The 17,043-nt window shown below is 70.4% G+C and carries 12 protein-coding genes; 6 read left to right on the top strand and 6 right to left on the bottom strand.

The features are described 5' to 3' along the window. The first annotated feature begins 165 nt into the window (after positions 1-165). The gene (locus ACIGJO_RS34400) at positions 166-921 is read left to right on the top strand and encodes a response regulator (protein ID WP_399965093.1); all 756 of its coding nucleotides are present in this window, start codon (positions 166-168) and stop codon (positions 919-921) included. 66 nt (positions 922-987) lie between these two features. Here the strand turns inward: ACIGJO_RS34400 and ACIGJO_RS34395 are convergent, their stop codons facing one another. Both ACIGJO_RS34395 and ACIGJO_RS34390 read right to left on the bottom strand, forming a co-directional pair. After that, positions 988-2,178 carry a winged helix-turn-helix domain-containing protein gene (locus tag ACIGJO_RS34395; RefSeq protein ID WP_399965091.1) on the bottom strand — a complete coding sequence of 397 codons (1,191 nt, stop codon included), beginning with the start codon at positions 2,176-2,178 and terminating at the stop codon, positions 988-990. A 113-nt stretch (positions 2,179-2,291) separates the two neighbouring features. Beyond that, the gene (locus ACIGJO_RS34390) at positions 2,292-2,867 is read right to left on the bottom strand and encodes a GNAT family N-acetyltransferase (RefSeq protein ID WP_399965089.1); all 576 of its coding nucleotides are present in this window, start codon (positions 2,865-2,867) and stop codon (positions 2,292-2,294) included. A gap of 240 nt (positions 2,868-3,107) precedes the next feature. Here ACIGJO_RS34390 and secA point away from each other — a divergent pair, with 240 nt between their 5' ends. Further along, positions 3,108-5,933: a preprotein translocase subunit SecA gene (gene secA / locus ACIGJO_RS34385; protein ID WP_399965087.1), complete on the top strand. Its 2,826-nt coding sequence runs from the start codon at positions 3,108-3,110 to the stop codon at positions 5,931-5,933. 197 nt (positions 5,934-6,130) lie between these two features. Here secA and ACIGJO_RS34380 read toward each other — a convergent pair whose 3' ends face one another. Beyond that, on the bottom strand, positions 6,131-6,559 hold the full coding sequence (locus ACIGJO_RS34380) for an Rv3235 family protein (RefSeq protein ID WP_399965085.1): 429 nt from the start codon (positions 6,557-6,559) through the stop codon (positions 6,131-6,133). A 274-nt stretch (positions 6,560-6,833) separates the two neighbouring features. Here ACIGJO_RS34380 and ACIGJO_RS34375 point away from each other — a divergent pair, with 274 nt between their 5' ends. Then, positions 6,834-7,340, top strand: coding sequence for a DUF6912 family protein (locus tag ACIGJO_RS34375; RefSeq protein WP_399965083.1), 507 nt, complete (start codon positions 6,834-6,836; stop codon positions 7,338-7,340). 31 nt (positions 7,341-7,371) lie between these two features. Then, entirely contained in the window at positions 7,372-8,043 is a 672-nt protein-coding gene (locus ACIGJO_RS34370) for an HAD family hydrolase (protein WP_399965080.1), read from the top strand. 149 nt (positions 8,044-8,192) lie between these two features. Here ACIGJO_RS34370 and ACIGJO_RS34365 read toward each other — a convergent pair whose 3' ends face one another. After that, positions 8,193-8,789: a DJ-1/PfpI family protein gene (locus ACIGJO_RS34365; RefSeq protein WP_399965078.1), complete on the bottom strand. Its 597-nt coding sequence runs from the start codon at positions 8,787-8,789 to the stop codon at positions 8,193-8,195. Positions 8,790-9,264: 475 nt separating this feature from the next. On the opposite strand from ACIGJO_RS34365, the gene ACIGJO_RS34360 reads away from it, so the two are divergent. Then, the gene (locus ACIGJO_RS34360; protein ID WP_399965076.1) at positions 9,265-14,292 is read left to right on the top strand and encodes an NAD-glutamate dehydrogenase; all 5,028 of its coding nucleotides are present in this window, start codon (positions 9,265-9,267) and stop codon (positions 14,290-14,292) included. 69 nt (positions 14,293-14,361) lie between these two features. On the opposite strand, the gene ACIGJO_RS34355 is transcribed toward ACIGJO_RS34360, so the two are convergent. Beyond that, entirely contained in the window at positions 14,362-15,087 is a 726-nt protein-coding gene (locus ACIGJO_RS34355) for an ABC transporter ATP-binding protein (RefSeq protein ID WP_399965115.1), read from the bottom strand. Positions 15,088-15,217: 130 nt separating this feature from the next. Continuing rightward, positions 15,218-16,177, bottom strand: a complete 960-nt coding sequence (locus ACIGJO_RS34350; RefSeq protein WP_266931565.1) for an ABC transporter permease — start codon at positions 16,175-16,177, stop codon at positions 15,218-15,220. Between the two features lie 189 nt (positions 16,178-16,366). Between ACIGJO_RS34350 and ACIGJO_RS34345 the strand changes: the two genes are divergently transcribed. Continuing rightward, positions 16,367-16,975 (top strand): TetR/AcrR family transcriptional regulator, encoded by a 609-nt coding sequence (locus ACIGJO_RS34345; RefSeq protein WP_399965073.1) that lies wholly within the window; start codon positions 16,367-16,369, stop codon positions 16,973-16,975. The last annotated feature ends 68 nt before the right edge of the window (positions 16,976-17,043 follow it).

Raw genomic sequence — 17,043 nt, 5'->3', positions numbered from 1 at the left:
CCTGGAGCGTCTGTGCGCCCCCAGGGGCACCCGCGTGAGACCTCAGGATCACCGCTCCGGCGCCCGGACATGAAAGCATGGCCGTCCCAGGCCAATCGGTGTTCCGTGAACTGCCGTTGGCGGACCGTTCGAGACTTCAGGCCGTGGCTTTCAGGGGGAGGAACGATGGCGGACACCTTCGGGCCCGTGCGCGATGTGAGTGATGCCGGCGTGCACACCGGCCCGCATGCCGGTGCGGACATGGGCGGGGGCTCCCGCAAGGAGCCCATCCGGGTCCTCGTGGTCGATGACCACGCGCTGTTCCGCAGGGGTCTGGAGATCGTCCTCGCGCACGAGGAGGACATCCAGGTCGTCGGCGAGGCCGGGGACGGGGCGGAGGCCGTCGACAAGGCGGCGGACCTGCTGCCGGACATCGTGCTGATGGATGTGCGGATGCCCAAGCGGGGCGGTATCGAGGCCTGCACCTCGATCAAGGAGGTGGCTCCCAGCGCGAAGATCATCATGCTGACGATCAGCGACGAGGAGGCCGACCTCTACGACGCGATCAAGGCGGGTGCCACGGGCTATCTCCTCAAGGAGATCTCCACCGACGAGGTGGCCACGGCCATCCGCGCGGTCGCCGACGGACAGTCCCAGATCAGCCCGTCGATGGCCTCCAAGCTCCTCACCGAGTTCAAATCGATGATTCAGCGCACCGACGAGCGCAGACTCGTTCCGGCGCCCCGGCTCACCGAGCGTGAGCTCGAAGTCCTGAAACTCGTGGCGACGGGCATGAACAACCGGGATATCGCCAAGGAGCTGTTCATTTCCGAGAACACGGTGAAGAACCACGTCCGCAATATTCTGGAGAAGCTCCAGCTGCACTCCCGGATGGAAGCCGTGGTCTATGCCATGCGGGAGAAGATCCTGGAGATCAGGTAGGAGTTCCGCGAAGCCCCCGGCCACCGGCGCGACTGTCCGGGGCCGTCGGTGGAATGTCCGCGGCCGTCAGCGGAATGCCCGCGACAGTGCCTGGGCGATTTCCGCCATGAGCGGTTCACGCAGCTCCGGGGCATCGACGCGGTCCAGCCGGACGGTGGTGCAGCCGACCCAGGACGCCGCCCCCACGAGTGCCTCCGCCATCGGCGCCACGGCCTTGCGGCCCATCAGGGACACCTGCCGGGCGATCAGCGTGCCGCCCTCGCGCGCCGGGTCGACCCGGCCCTGCAGCTTCCCGCCCGCCAGCAACGGCATCGCGAAGTAGCCGTGGACCCGCTTGGGCTTGGGGACGTACGCCTCCAGGCGGTGCGTGAAGCCGAAGATCCGCTCCGTGCGCGCACGCTCCCAGACCAGGGAGTCGAACGGTGACAGCAGCGTCGTACGGTGCCGTCCGCGCGGCTCCGAGGCCAGCGCCTCCGGGTCCGCCCAGGCAGGCTTCGCCCAGCCCTCCACCGACACCGGCACCAGCCCCGAGTCCGCCACCACGGCGTCGAACTCCTCGCCCTTGAGCCGGTGGTAGTCCGCGATGTCCGCCCGGGTGCCGACCCCCAGCGACCTGCCCGCCAGCGCCACCAGACGGCGTCTGCACTCCGTATCGGTCAGGTCGTCGTGGAGCACGGTGTCCGGGATCGCCCGCTCGGCGAGGTCGTAGACCCGCTTCCAGCCGCGCCGCTCGGTGCACACCACCTCGCCGTACATCAGGGCCCGCTCCACCGCGACCTTCGACGCCGACCAGTCCCACCACTCGCCGCCGTTCTTCGCGCCGCCCAGCTCGGTCGCCGTCAGCGGGCCCTCGGCGCGCAGCTGCTTGATCACCGTGTCGTACGCGCCGTCCGGCAGGTCGTGGTGCCAGTGCGGACGGGCGCGGTAGGCGCGGCGGCGGAACGCGAAGTGCGGCCACTCCTCGACGGGCAGGATGCACGCGGCGTGCGACCAGTACTCGAAGGCCCGCCCGCCCGACCAGTAGGCCTCCTCCACCGTGCGCCGGCCGACGGCGCCGAGACGGGCGTACGGAATGAGCTCGTGCGAGCGGGCCAGGACCGAGATCGTGTCGAGCTGTACGGCCCCGAGATGGCGCAGCACGCCGGGCACCCCGGCACGGCGGTCCGGAGCGCCGAGGAATCCCTGGGCGCGCAGCGCGATCCGGCGGGCCTGGTCGGCGGAGAGTTCGACTGCGGGGGGCGGCGTCGCGGGCGTCATGCGTCGACCCTAAGGGGCGGCACCGACAACCATGACGGGATCCGGTGATCGGCTCCGTACCACCGGTTCGGGCCGTGCGGCCGGTGGCCGGTGCCTGGCGGGCGGCGGTTCCGTCAGCGGTCCGCGGGCAGGTACGGGTGGGTGCCGGGCAGGCCCAGGTCGCTGGGCAGCAGCGCGGCGATCCAGGCGTCGCGCCGTACCCCTTTGTTCAGGAGCGCGGACCGCTGCGCGCACTCCATCCGGAATCCGGCCCGCAGCGCGGACGCGCGGGAGGGGATGTTGCCGACCTCGGCCCGCCACTCCAGCCGGTCCGCGCCGAGGGAGGTGAACGCCCAGCGGGCCGAGCCGAGCACCGCCTCGGTCACATAGCCGTGCCTGCGGTGTTCCCGGGCGATCCAGAAGCCGACCTCGTACGTGCCCGGCAGGTTGCGGCGGTCGATGCCGAGCGCGCCGACGAGCGCTCCGCCCTCCCGCAGGACCACCGCGAAGTTGTACATCGAGTCGTCCCGCCAGCCGGTCGGCGAGAGCGTCCCGGTGAAGAGCTCCGCGTCCGCGCGCCGGTAGGGGGAGGGGATGACCGTCCAGCGCTGGATGTCCGGGTCCTGGCAGGCGGCGAACACCCGGTCCGTGTCCCCGGGCCCGAAGGGTCGCAGCAGCAGGCGTTCGGTGGTGAGGGTGATCGGCTCCATGCATGGATTCTGGTGAGCCGGCCCGCGCGGCGCGAGCACTTTTGGGGCTTCCCGGCACCTTCCGTGCCTTCCGGCCGTTGTTCTGTGGGGGTGCTGCGAGGTCCACGCGACAGCAGCCCTCCCGACGCGGTGGGGTCCTCGCTTACGATGGCCGTTGCGGTGGGGCCCACCTGCCGTGCCCGCGCCAGAGTCCATTACACGACCCAGTGCCAGGCCCGACCGGCAAGGAGACCAGCCTCAGTGTCCGTCTTCAACAAGCTCATGCGTGCAGGCGAAGGCAAGATCCTGCGCAAACTGCACCGCATCGCGGACCAGGTCAGCTCCATCGAAGAGGACTTCGTCAACCTCTCCGACGCCGAGCTGCGGGCGCTCACCGACGAGTACAAGGAACGGTACGCGGACGGCGAGAGCCTGGACGACCTGCTTCCCGAAGCCTTCGCGACGGTCCGTGAGGCCGCCAAGCGTGTCCTCGGACAGCGCCACTACGACGTTCAGATGATGGGCGGAGCCGCCCTGCACCTCGGCTATGTGGCCGAGATGAAGACCGGTGAGGGCAAGACCCTCGTCGGCACCCTGCCCGCGTATCTCAACGCGCTCTCCGGCAAGGGCGTGCACCTGATCACGGTCAATGACTACCTGGCCGAGCGTGACTCCGAGATGATGGGCCGGGTGCACAAGTTCCTGGGCCTCCAGGTCGGCTGCATCATCGCCAACATGACCCCGGCGCAGCGCCGTGAGCAGTACGCCTGCGACATCACGTACGGCACGAACAACGAGTTCGGCTTCGACTACCTCCGCGACAACATGGCCTGGTCGCAGGACGAGCTCGTCCAGCGCGGTCACAACTTCGCGATCGTCGACGAGGTCGACTCGATCCTCGTCGACGAGGCCCGTACGCCGCTGATCATCTCCGGCCCCGCGGACCAGGCCACCAAGTGGTACGGCGACTTCGCCAAGCTGGTCACGCGCCTCACCCGGGGCGAGGCGGGCAACCCGTTGAAGGGGATCGAGGAGACCGGCGACTACGAGGTCGACGAGAAGAAGCGGACCGTCGCGATCCACGAGCCCGGTGTCGCGAAGGTCGAGGACTGGCTCGGCATCGAGAACCTCTACGAGTCGGTGAACACGCCCCTCGTCGGGTATCTCAACAACGCCATCAAGGCCAAGGAACTCTTCAAGAAGGACAAGGACTACGTCGTCATCGACGGCGAAGTCATGATCGTCGATGAGCACACCGGCCGTATCCTCGCCGGCCGCCGCTACAACGAGGGCATGCACCAGGCGATCGAGGCGAAGGAAGGGGTGGACATCAAGGACGAGAACCAGACCCTCGCCACGATCACCCTGCAGAACTTCTTCCGCCTCTACGGCAAGCTCTCCGGCATGACCGGTACGGCGATGACCGAGGCCGCCGAGTTCCACCAGATCTACAAGCTGGGCGTCGTGCCGATCCCGACGAACCGGCCGATGGTCCGTGCCGACCAGTCCGACCTGATCTACCGCACCGAGGTCGCCAAGTTCGCCGCGGTCGTCGACGACATCGCCGAGAAGCACGAGAAGGGCCAGCCGATCCTGGTCGGCACCACCTCGGTCGAGAAGTCCGAGTACCTCTCGCAGCAGCTCTCCAAGCGCGGGGTGCAGCACGAGGTCCTCAACGCCAAGCAGCACGACCGGGAGGCGACGATCGTCGCCCAGGCGGGCCGCAAGGGTGCGGTCACCGTCGCCACGAACATGGCCGGCCGGGGCACCGACATCAAGCTCGGCGGCAACCCGGACGACCTCGCCGAGGCCGAGCTGCGCCAGCGCGGTCTGGACCCGGTCGAGCACGTCGAGGAGTGGGCGGCCGCGCTGCCCGCCGCGCTGGAGAAGGCCGAGCAGGCCGTGAAGGCGGAGTTCGAAGAGGTCAAGGACCTCGGCGGGCTCTATGTGCTGGGCACCGAGCGGCACGAGTCGCGCCGTATCGACAACCAGCTGCGCGGTCGTTCCGGCCGTCAGGGCGACCCGGGCGAGTCCCGCTTCTACCTGTCGCTGGGCGATGACCTGATGCGCCTGTTCAAGGCCCAGATGGTCGAGCGCGTCATGTCGATGGCCAATGTGCCCGACGATGTGCCGATCGAGAACAAGATGGTCACGCGGGCCATCGCCTCGGCACAGTCGCAGGTCGAGCAGCAGAACTTCGAGACGCGCAAGAACGTCCTGAAGTACGACGAGGTGCTCAACCGGCAGCGCGAGGTCATCTACGGTGAGCGCCGCCGCGTCCTGGAGGGCGAGGACCTCCAGGACCAGATCCGTCACTTCATGGACGACACGATCGACGACTACATCCGGCAGGAGACCGCCGAGGGCTTCGCCGAGGAGTGGGACCTCGACCGGCTGTGGGGCGCCTTCAAGCAGCTCTACCCGGTGAAGGCCACCGTCGTGGAGCTGGAGCAGGCCGCCGGGGACCTGGCCGGTGTCACGGCGGAGTTCATCGCGGAGTCCGTCAAGGACGACATCCACGAGCAGTACGAGGAGCGCGAGAAGACGCTCGGCTCCGAGATCATGCGTGAGCTGGAGCGGCGCGTGGTGCTGTCCGTCCTGGACCGCAAGTGGCGCGAGCACCTCTACGAGATGGACTACCTCCAGGAGGGCATCGGCCTGCGGGCCATGGCGCAGAAGGACCCGCTGGTGGAGTACCAGCGCGAGGGCTTCGACATGTTCAACGCCATGATGGAGGGCATCAAGGAGGAGTCCGTCGGCTACCTGTTCAACCTGGAGGTCCAGGTCGAGCAGCAGGTCGAAGAGGTTCCGGTGCAGGACGGTGCCGAGCGGACCTCGCTCGCCAAGGAGGGCGAGCCCGCCGCGGCCGCCTCCCGTCCGGAGATCCGGGCCAAGGGCCTGGACGCTCCGCAGCGGCCGGACCGGCTGCACTTCTCCGCTCCCACGGTGGACGGGGAGGGCGGCGTCGTCGAGGGCGACTTCGCCAACGGTGACGGCGCGCGCTCCGAGGCGGACGGCATGACGCGTGCGGAGCGGCGCAAGGCGCAGAAGGGCGGCGGCACCGGAGGGCGTCGGCGCAAGAAGTAGCGCGGGGGCGTGGGCCGCCGGTACGGAAGTCCGTACGGCGGCCCGCGCCGCATCTCCGCGCGGTACGGCCGGGGCCGGGCACCTTGTGGTGTCCGGCCCCGGCCGTGTCCGGGGGCGACGGGTCCCGTGCGGTGCGGGGGTCCTGTGCGCGGCCGGGGGCAGGGGCAAAGGGTGCGGCACGCGGCCGTGGCGCGTGCTCAGCGGACGGCCCGGCCCGACGGTTCCAGTTCCACCGCCGCACAGCGCCAGCGGAGGTCGGTGCCCTGTTCCAGGCGGAAGGCCATGGCCCTGACCCTGTCTCCCGCCGCGATGCTCGCGAACGCCTCGACGACGCCGGTCGCGGGCTGGGCGCCGTAGCAGCGGCGTACGACCGGGCGGCTGCCCCGGGCGGCCCTCAGCGGGGTGTCCGGGGCGAGCTCGGCGAGCTGGTCGTAGGCCTCGCCGATGGTGTGGCCGAGCATCCAGTGCACCGGACGCTGGCCGCTGAGGACCGCGAGCAGGCGTTCCGCGAACCACTGGTGCGGACGCGGTGGCTGCCGGGGCCGTTGCGGGGTCCGCTGCGGCGGTACGCGGCCGGGCCTGCGCTGGTCGCGCCGGCCGGTGGGCCGCCTGTTGTCCGTGCTCATGCTCATCGCCCCCGTGAACCCGGGCCCGGCCGAATACCGGGCAGTAACTTCTGCTGGGGTCCTTCTACGGGGACGGTCGGCAGCACCGCAAGGGCCCCCGCGGCACCGCCGCGCACCCGGTGGGTTCACCCATCAGTGGCACATGCCTTGGGCCGCAAGGCCTGTGACGGGGGTGACGCACGGTTACCGGTGGACGGGCGGGGTCGATCACCGGAACCCGAAAGGGGACGTCCACGTATCCTGAAGGCGTTTCCGACTACGAAAGCGGCCTGCCATGCGCGTGTACGTCCCCCTGACCCTTTCCGGGCTCGCAGCGGCGCACCGGGCGGGCGAGGTCGGGCCCGGACCGCTGACCGCCTACGCGGTGACCCCCCAACTGCGTGAGTGGTACGTCTCCGACGACATCGAGGAGCTGGAGTACGCGGCGCTCAGCCGGGCCGCCGCCGCCTCGCTCCGGATGATCGCGGGCATGCCCGGGGAGCCCCGCCGACGGGTCGTCGTCGCCGTCGACGTACCGGACGGGCACGCGGTCGCCGACCCCGATCACAGCCTGGACGGGTCGTCCCTCGGCGAGGTGCGGATCGCCTCCGCCCTGGCGCTCGCCAAGGCGGCCGCGGTGCATGTGGACGCCGATGACGCCGAGAAGGACGTGGCGGCCGCCGCGGCGGCGCTGGGGGCGGCGGACCTCGGTGACGACGACGCGCAGTTCACCGTGGACGGCGCCGAGGACCATGAGCTGCTGTGGTTCGGCATCCAGGAGATTCCTCACCTCATCGCGTGAGTGTCCTGCCGGGCGAGTACCGTTTTTCCGTATGGGGACACAGGGGAAGAACCGTACGCATCTGGTCTGGGACTGGAACGGCACGCTGCTCGACGACATCCACGCCGTGATCCACGCGACGAACGCCGCGTTCGCCGAGGTCGAGCTGGAGCCGATCACGCTGGCGCAGTACCGCGAGATGTACTGCGTCCCGATACCCCGTTTCTACGAGCGGTTCCTGGGCCGGCTGCCCACCCGGGCCGAGTGGGAGCGGATGGACGGCAGCTTCCACCGCTACTACGCGCAGCGGCGGCCCGGCTGCGGCCTCACCGAGGGCGTCGAGGAGCTGCTCGCCCGGTGGCAGGGCGCGGGCCGCAGCCAGTCGCTGCTGAGCATGTACGGGCATGAGCAGCTGGTCCCCGTGGTCCGGGGGTACGGCATCGAGAGCCGCTTCGTACGCGTCGACGGGCGCACGGGGCCGTCCGGCGGCAGCAAGGCGCAGCACATGGAGCGGCACTTCGCGGCGCTGGACGGGATATCCCCCGAGCACTCGGTCGTCATCGGGGACGCGGTGGACGACGCCGTGGCCGCGGCGCACGTCGGTGCGCGGGCGGTGCTCTACACCGGGGGCTCGCACAGCCGGGGCAGCCTGGAGGCGGCGGGGGTGCCGGTGGTGGACAGCCTGGCGGAGGCCGTGGCGCTGGCCGAGGTGTTCACGGGCTGAGGGAAGCGCCGGGCCGGGCGGCCCGCGCCGGCTCGGCGCGGGCTTCCGGGCCGCGGCGCAGGCCGCGCCGCGGGCGGGCGTGCGGGTCGGCGGCGCGGTGTTTCCGCCTCGGTCCGCCCGGCCCCTCGGCCGCGGACGCGCCGTCCGGCTCAGCTGCCGGACGGGCTGCCGGACGTGCCGTCGGGCGATCCCGAGGTCGCGCGGAGCACCTTCAGGAACTCACGCATCCAGGCCGAGTGGTCCGGCCACGCCCTGGACGAGACGAGGGTGCCGTCCACGACCGCCTCCGCGTCCTGGAACGTGGCCCCCGCGGTCTGCATGTCCGGCTCCAGCGCGGGGTACGCGGTGACCCTGCGGCCGCTGAGGCCACCCGTCGTGGCCGTGATGAGCGGGCCGTGGCAGATCTGGGCCACCGGCCGGTCGCCGTCGAAGAACGCGCTGACGATCTTGCGCAGCTCGGCGTTGTTGCGCAGGTACTCGGGGGCCCGGCCGCCCGGGACCACCAGAGCGACGTAGGCGCTGGGGTCGACCTCGGAGAAGGCCAGATCGGCCGGCCAGGTGTAGCCCGGCTTCTCCGTGTAGGTGTCGAAGCCCGGCTCGAAGTCATGGACCACGAAACGCAGCGTCTTGCGCTCGGGGGCCGCGATGTCGACCTCGTACCCCTCCTCGCGCAGCCGCTGGTACGGGTACAGGACTTCCAGGGACTCGGCGGCGTCGCCGGTGACGAGCAGGATCTTCTGTGCCATGGCGGGGCTCCCAGGCGTCGGCGTACCGGAAGGGCGGTGGGTCCTACGGCCCGCCAGCCTGCCCCGCCGTACCGGCTTCGCCAAGAGGGCGCGCGACGCACTGTCCAGAGTGTCAAAGTTCGCGGCCTTCTTTTGTACACATACAGCCCATGACGGTTGTGGGTGCGAGGGAGATAGCCTTGTCCCGTGATCAGCGCGATATGCCTCGGGGGCAGCGAAGCCCCCGGCCTGCGCCCGGAGTGCCACCGCACCCGGGCGATCCGCGATCTCCCCGGGGAATGCGCGCGGGCCGGGGCCACGGCCGCGACCCGCTGCACCGCCCCTGGCCCGGACCCGCTGCCGAAAATGGCCAATAAGGTCCCGGACATCTCTCATAGCGGCATAGCGTCGTCCCAGACCGGATACCCCGCGTCGTGGCGTTACGCCGTCTTTTTCACCTACGTCACGCAACGGCGCGCGACAGGAGCCAGAGGACATGCAGACCAAGCTGGACGAAGCCAAGGCCGAGCTGCTCGCACGGGCCGCCGAGGTAGCTGACAACAGCCCGGGTGGTGGTGCCGGTGGGCCGGGGGGTACCCCCAGGGTGCGCGCCGCCGCGGCCGGCACCGGGGACGAGGCAGGCCAGGGCGAGCGCCCGGCCCGGGACATGCTGCTCTCCTATCTCCAGCGCTACTACCTCCACACCGCTCCGGAGGACATCAGCGGGCGGGACCCGGTCGATGTCTTCGGCGCCGCGTCCTCCCACTACCGGCTGGCCGAGAACCGTCCCCAGGGCACGGCGAACGTCCGGGTGCACACCCCGACCGTCGAGGAGAACGGCTGGACCTCCAGTCACTCCGTCGTCGAGGTCGTCACCGACGACATGCCCTTCCTGGTCGACTCCGTCACCAATGAGCTGTCCCGCCAGGGCCGCGGCATCCATGTCGTGATCCACCCGCAGGTCATCGTCCGCCGTGACCTCACCGGCAAGCTCATCGAGGTCCTCACCGAGGGCCGCGGTGTCGCGACGAACCCGCAGGGCCGCAAGAACGCCAAGGGGGCCAAGGACGACAAGGCGGAGCTGCCGCACGACGCGCTCGTCGAGTCCTGGATCCACGTCGAGATCGACCGCGAGACCGACCGCGCCGACCTGAAGCAGATCACCGCCGATCTGCTCCGTGTCCTGTCCGACGTACGGGAGACCGTCGAGGACTGGGAGAAGATGCGCGACGCCGCCCTGCGGATCGCCGACGACCTTCCCGGCGAGCCGCTGGACGACCTGGCCGACGAGGAGGTCGACGAGGCCCGCGAGCTGCTGCGCTGGCTGGCCGCCGACCACTTCACCTTCCTCGGCTACCGCGAGTACGAGCTGAGGGACTCCGACTCGCTGGCCGCCGTGCCCGGCACCGGCCTCGGCATCCTGCGCTCCGACCCGCAGCACACCGAGGACGAGGCGCACCCGGTCAGCCCGTCCTTCGACCGGCTGCCCGCCGACGCCCGCGCCAAGGCCCGTGAGCACAAGCTCCTCGTCCTGACGAAGGCCAACAGCCGGGCGACCGTCCACCGCCCCAGCTACCTCGACTACGTCGGGGTGAAGAAGTTCGACGCCGAGGGCAACGTCATCGGCGAGCGCCGCTTCCTCGGGCTGTTCTCGTCCGCCGCCTACACCGAGTCCGTGCGCCGGGTGCCCGTCATCCGCCGCAAGGTCGCCGAGGTGCTGGAGGGCGCGGGCTTCACGTACAACAGCCACGACGGCCGCGACCTGCTCCAGATCCTGGAGACCTACCCGCGCGACGAGCTCTTCCAGACGCCCGTCGACCAGCTGCGCTCCGTCGTCACGTCCGTGCTCTACCTCCAGGAGCGCCGTCGGCTGCGGCTGTACCTGCGCCAGGACGAGTACGGCCGCTACTACTCCGCGATCGTCTACCTGCCGCGCGACCGCTACACCACCGCTGTACGGCTCCGGCTGATCGACATTCTCAAGGAGGAGCTGGGCGGCACCAGCGTCGACTTCACCGCCTGGAACACCGAGTCGATCCTCTCCCGGCTCCACTTCGTCATCCGGGTGCCCCCGGGCACCGAGCTGCCGCACCTCACCGATGCCGACGCCGACCGTATCGAGGGCCGGCTCGTGGAGGCCGCCCGCTCCTGGGCCGACGGCTTCCAGGAGGCGCTGAACGCCGAATGCGGCGAGGAGCGTGCCGCCGAGCTGCTGCGCCAGTACGGGCACTCGTTCCCCGAGGGCTACAAGGCCGACCACTCGCCGCGCGCCGCCGTGGCCGACCTGGTCCACCTCGAAGCGCTCAAGCAGGACGAGAAGGACTTCGCCCTCAGCCTGTACGAGCCCGTCGGCGCAGGCCCCGGTGAGCGCCGCTTCAAGATCTACCGGACCGGCGAGCAGGTGTCCCTGTCCGCCGTCCTGCCGGCCCTTCAGCAGCTCGGCGTCGAGGTCGTCGACGAGCGGCCGTACGAGCTGCGCTGCGCCGACCGCACCCACGCCTGGATCTATGACTTCGGGCTGCGGATGCCGACGTCCACGGGCAACGGCGGCTACCTGGCCGACGACGCCCGCGACCGGTTCCAGGACGCCTTCGCCGCCGTGTGGAAGGGCGAGGCCGAGAACGACGGCTTCAACGCCCTCGTGCTCGGCGCCGGGCTGAACTGGCGGCAGGCGATGGTGCTGCGCGCCTACGCGAAGTACCTGCGCCAGGCCGGGGCGACCTTCAGCCAGGACTACATGGAGAGCACTCTCCGTACCAACGTCCACACCACCCGGCTGCTGGTCTCCCTCTTCGAGGCCCGGATGTCCCCCGAGCGCCAGCGAGCGGGTACGGAGCTGACCGACGGGCTCCTCGAAGAGCTCGAAGGGGCCCTGGACCAGGTCGCCTCGCTCGACGAGGACCGGATCCTGCGGTCCTTCCTCACCGTGATCAAGGCGACCCTGCGCACCAACTTCTTCCAGAAGGCGGACAGCGGCAGGCCGCACGCCTACGTCTCGATGAAGTTCGACCCGCAGGCCATCCCGGACCTGCCCGCGCCCCGTCCGGCGTTCGAGATCTGGGTGTACTCGCCGCGCGTCGAGGGCGTCCACCTGCGCTTCGGCAAGGTCGCCCGCGGCGGGCTGCGCTGGTCGGACCGGCGCGAGGACTTCCGTACGGAGATCCTCGGCCTGGTCAAGGCGCAGATGGTGAAGAACACCGTCATCGTGCCGGTCGGCGCCAAGGGCGGCTTCGTCGCCAAGCAGCTCCCGGACCCGGCGCTGGACCGTGACGCCTGGCTGGCCGAGGGCATCGCCTCGTACCGGACGTTCATCTCGGCACTGCTCGACATCACCGACAACATGGTGGCCGGCGAGGTCGTGCCGCCCGTCGACGTCGTCCGGCACGACGAGGCGGACACCTACCTCGTCGTCGCCGCCGACAAGGGCACCGCGAGCTTCTCCGACATCGCCAACGAGATCGCCGTCGCCTACGGTTTCTGGCTCGGCGACGCCTTCGCCTCCGGCGGCTCCGTCGGCTACGACCACAAGGGCATGGGCATCACCGCCCGCGGCGCCTGGGAGTCCGTCAAGCGCCACTTCCGCGAGCTGGGCCACGACACCCAGACCGAGGACTTCACCGTCGTCGGGGTCGGCGACATGTCCGGTGACGTCTTCGGCAACGGCATGCTGCTCTCCGAGCACATCCGGCTGGTCGCGGCCTTCGACCACCGGCACATCTTCCTCGACCCGAAGCCGGACGCCGCCACCTCGTACGCGGAGCGGCGCAGGCTGTTCGACCTGCCGCGCAGCTCCTGGGCCGACTACAGCACGGACCTGCTCTCCGCGGGCGGCGGTGTCCACCCCCGTACCGCGAAGTCGATCCCGCTCAACGCGCACATCCGCGAGGCGCTCGGCATCGACGCGGGCATCGCCAAGATGACGCCCGCCGAGCTGATGCAGACCATCCTCAAGGCCCCCGTCGACCTCGTGTGGAACGGCGGCATCGGCACGTACATCAAGGCGTCGTCGGAGTCGAACACCGACGTCGGCGACAAGGCCAACGACCCGGTCCGGGTCAACGGCGAGGACCTGCGCGCCAAGGTCGTCGGCGAGGGCGGCAACCTCGGGGCCACCCAGCTCGGCCGGATCGAGTTCGCCCGCACCGGCGGCCGGATCAACACCGACGCGATCGACAACAGCGCCGGTGTGGACACCTCCGACCACGAGGTGAACATCAAGATTCTGCTCAACGGTCTGGTCCGGGACGGCGACATGACCGTCAAGCAGCGCAACAAGCTGCTCTCCGAGATGACCGACGAGGTCGGCCGGCTGGTGCTGCGCAACAACTACGCGCAGAACACCGCGCTCGCCAACGCCACCGCCCAGTCCCCGTCCCTGCTCCACGCCCACCAGCGCTTCATGCGCAGGCTGGGCCGCGACGGGCACCTGGACCGGGCGCTGGAGTTCCTGCCGAACGACCGGCAGATCCGCGAGCTCCTCAACGGCGGCAAGGGGCTGAGCCAGCCCGAGCTGGCCGTCCTGCTCGCGTACACCAAGATCACGGCCGCCGACGAGCTGATCTCCACCAGCCTGCCGGACGACCCGCATCTGCAGAAGCTCCTGCACGCGTACTTCCCGGAGGGGCTGCACGAGCGTTTCCCCGAAGCGGTGGACGGGCACGCCCTGCGGCGCGAGATCATCACGACCGTCCTGGTCAACGACACCGTGAACACCGGCGGCTCGACCTTCCTGCACCGGCTGCGGGAGGAGACCGGCGCCTCGATCGAGGAGATCGTGCGGGCGCAGGCGGCGGCCCGGGAGATCTTCGGCCTGGCGCAGGTGTGGGACGCCGTGGAGGCGCTCGACAACCAGGTCGCGGCCGATGTCCAGACCCGTATCCGGCTCCACTCGCGCCGGCTGGTCGAGCGCGGTTCGCGCTGGCTCCTGGGCAACCGGCCGCAGCCGGTCCAGATCGCGGAGACCATCTCCTTCTTCGGGGACGGGGTCGAGCAGGTCTGGAACGAGCTGCCCAAGCTGCTCATGGGCGCCGACCTCGACTGGTACCGGTCGATCCTGGACGAACTCACCTCGGTGGGGGTCCCGGACGAACTGGCGACCCGGGTCGCCGGGTTCTCCTCCGCCTTCCCGGCGCTGGACATCGTGGCGATCGCGGAACGGACGGGCAAGGCCCCGCTGGCCGTCGCCGAGGTGTACTACGACCTCGCCGACCGGCTGCGGATCACCCAGCTGATGGACCGGATCATCGAGCTGCCGCGGGCCGACCGCTGGCAGTCCATGGCCCGCGCCTCCATCCGCGAGGACCTGTACGCCGCGCACGCCGCGCTGACGGCCGACGTGCTGGGCGTGGGCAACGGGACCTCGACGCCGGAGGAGCGGTTCAGGGCGTGGGAGGAGAAGAACGCCGCGATCCTGACCCGTTCGCGGGCCACGCTGGAGGAGATCCAGAGCTCGGACGCGTTCGACCTGGCGAACCTGTCGGTGGCGATGCGGACCATGCGGACGCTGCTGCGCACACACGCGTAGGGCCGATGCCGTAGGCGGTCGGGGACGAGTGCGGGTACCGGCTCGTCCCCGACCGCCGTACGGGCCCGGTTACTTCTTCTTGGTGAACCGCTCGTAGGCGGCCACCACCTCCTTCGCCGGACCGTCCATGCGCAGCGTTCCCGCCTCCAGCCAGAGCGCCCGGTCGCAGGTCTCGGTGATCGACTTGTTGCTGTGGCTGACCAGGAAGACCGTGCCGGCCTCCTCGCGGAGTTCCCTGATCCGGTCCTTGCTGCGGCGCCGGAATCGCGCGTCACCCGTGGACAGCGCCTCGTCGATCAGCAGCACGTCGTGGCTCTTGGCGGCGGCGATGGAGAACCGCAGGCGGGCCCCCATGCCGGAGGAGTACGTCCGCATCGGCAGGGTGATGAAGTCGCCCTTCTCGTTGATGCCGGAGAAGTCCACGATCCGGTCGTAGCGCTCGCGGATCTGCCGGCGCGTCATGCCCATCGCGAGCCCGCCGAGCACGACATTGCGCTCGCCGGTCAGATCGCTCATCAGCGCGGCGTTCACACCGAGCAGCGACGGCTGTCCCTGGGTGTGGACGTGGCCCTCGCTCGGCGGCAGCAGCCCCGCGATGGCCTTCAGGAGCGTCGACTTTCCCGATCCGTTGGAGCCGATCAGGCCGATGGCCTCACCCTTGTACGCGGCGAAGCTGACCCCCTTCACGGCGTGCACCTCGCGTACGCCGGGGTTCTGCCGGCGCGAGGTGAGCCGGCTCAGGGCCGAGGTCGCGCTGCCCCGCCCGGTACGGGCCCCGTGGACCTTGTAGGTGATGTGGACCCCGTCGACGACGACGGTGGGGACCCGGGTGTCGGGTGCGCCGGGGGTTGTGGGTGCGCCGGTCGGGCCGGGTGCGCCGGGGCCTGCGCCGGATGCTTCGCGTGCGCTGGTCGCGCTGGATGTCTCAGCCACGTCCGTACTGCTCCTCCGCCTGCCAGAAGTACACGAATCCGGCCACGCCGCACAGGAGGGCCCAGCCCGCCGCGACCGCCCAGACGTGCGGGGGCAGCTGGTCGCGGGCGAAGCTGTCGATGAGCGCGTAGCGCATCAGGTCGATGTAGACGGCCGCCGGGTTGTACTCCAGCGCCACCATCACGAAGTGCGGGACCCGGTCGCCCTTGAGCAGGCTGTCCAGGCTCCACATGACGCCCGAGGAGTACATCCACGTGCGCAGCACGAACGGGGTCAGCTGCGCGATGTCCGGGGTCTTGGCGGTGAGCCGCGCCACGGCCATCGACACGCCGGTGTTGAACACGGCCTGCAGCATCAGCGCGGGGACCGCCAGCAGCCAGGAGGGCCGCGGGTACTGGCCGAAGACGAGCAGGATCAGGAACAGCGCGCCCATCGAGAAGAGCAGCTGCTGGAGCTGTTGCAGGGCCAGCGCCACGGGCAGCGAGGCGCGCGGGAAGTGCAGGGCCCGGACCAGGCCGATGTTGCCGCTGATGGCCCGGGTGCCCGCCGTGATCGAGCTGCTGGTGAAGGTCCAGATGAAGACGCCGGTGACCAGGAACGGGACGAAGTCGGCGACGCCGTGCTTCGTGTTCATCAGGACGCCGAAGATGAAGTAGTAGACCGTCGCGTTCAGCAGCGGGGTCATGATCTGCCAGATCTGGCCGAGCTTCGCCTGGCTGTACTGCGCGGTCAGCTTGGCGGTGGCGAACGCCGTGATGAAGTGCCGGCGCCCCCAGAGCTGCCGGATGTACGCGCCCAGCGACGGCCGGGCCCCGCTGACGGTCAGCCCGTGCCGGGCGGCCAGCGCGGCCAGCTCGCCCGGGGCGTAGACGGGCGGCTGGGGGGAGGTGGGTGCGGTGGGTGCGGGTGCGGTGTCCACCGGGGGCGGTGGAGCTGCTGTCTGGCTCACCACGATCGCTTTCGACGGAGGGGGGTGAAACGTCCGGGAGGAACGTCGGACGGCGGGGCTCGGGAGGGGTGGGGAGGGGTCGGGACGACACATCCCGATCGACGGGACGGAACCGTATCGTCGCAACGCTGAGAGTAGGACGCTCCGACGTCGCAACGCAACCGTTTCGTCGTTACGGACTATCATTCGGCCATGACCACTGAACGGGGATCCCGCCGCCGCGCCCCGGCAGGCGCCGCCGTGCTGCGAGAGGACGTGACCGACGCCATCCGCGCCGCCGTCTTCGAGGAACTGGCCGCCTCGGGATTCGCCCGGATGTCCATCGAGGGCATCGCCCGGCGGGCGGGCGTCGGCAAGACCGCCGTCTACCGCCGCTGGAAGTCCAAGCTCCACCTCGTCCTGGACCTGGTCTCGGCAGTCGCGGTCCAGGGCATGCCGGCCCCGGCCACCGGTTCGCTGCACGGGGATGTGCGAGCCGTGCTCGAACTGGCCGCGTACGCGCTGCGCCACCCCCTCGCCTCGCAGGTGATCCCGGACCTGCTCGTCGAGGCGGCACGCAATCCGGAGATCTCGGACGCGATCAAGGCCGCCCTGCTCGACCCCCAGCAGGGCGTCGCCGCGGTCGTCGTCCGGGCGGCGGTGGCCCGCGGCGAACTGCCGGAGGGCAGCGATCCGGGCCGGGCCCTGGACCAGATCGTCGGTCCGCTCTACTGGCGGCTGGCCGTGGTCCGCGGTGACCTGCCCAAGGGGTATCTGGACGATCTGGCCGCGTCGGCGGTCGCCGCGCTCAAGAACACCTGATCGGCACGGACCACCTGCTCGGCACAGACCCTGATCCACGTGGGTCAGCGTGGGCGTCGCCGTCGCCG

This window comes from Streptomyces sp. NPDC079020 (assembly GCF_044542225.1).
In the GTDB taxonomy this organism is placed as follows: domain Bacteria; phylum Actinomycetota; class Actinomycetes; order Streptomycetales; family Streptomycetaceae; genus Streptomyces.
This window is presented reverse-complemented; position numbering and strand designations above follow the sequence as displayed.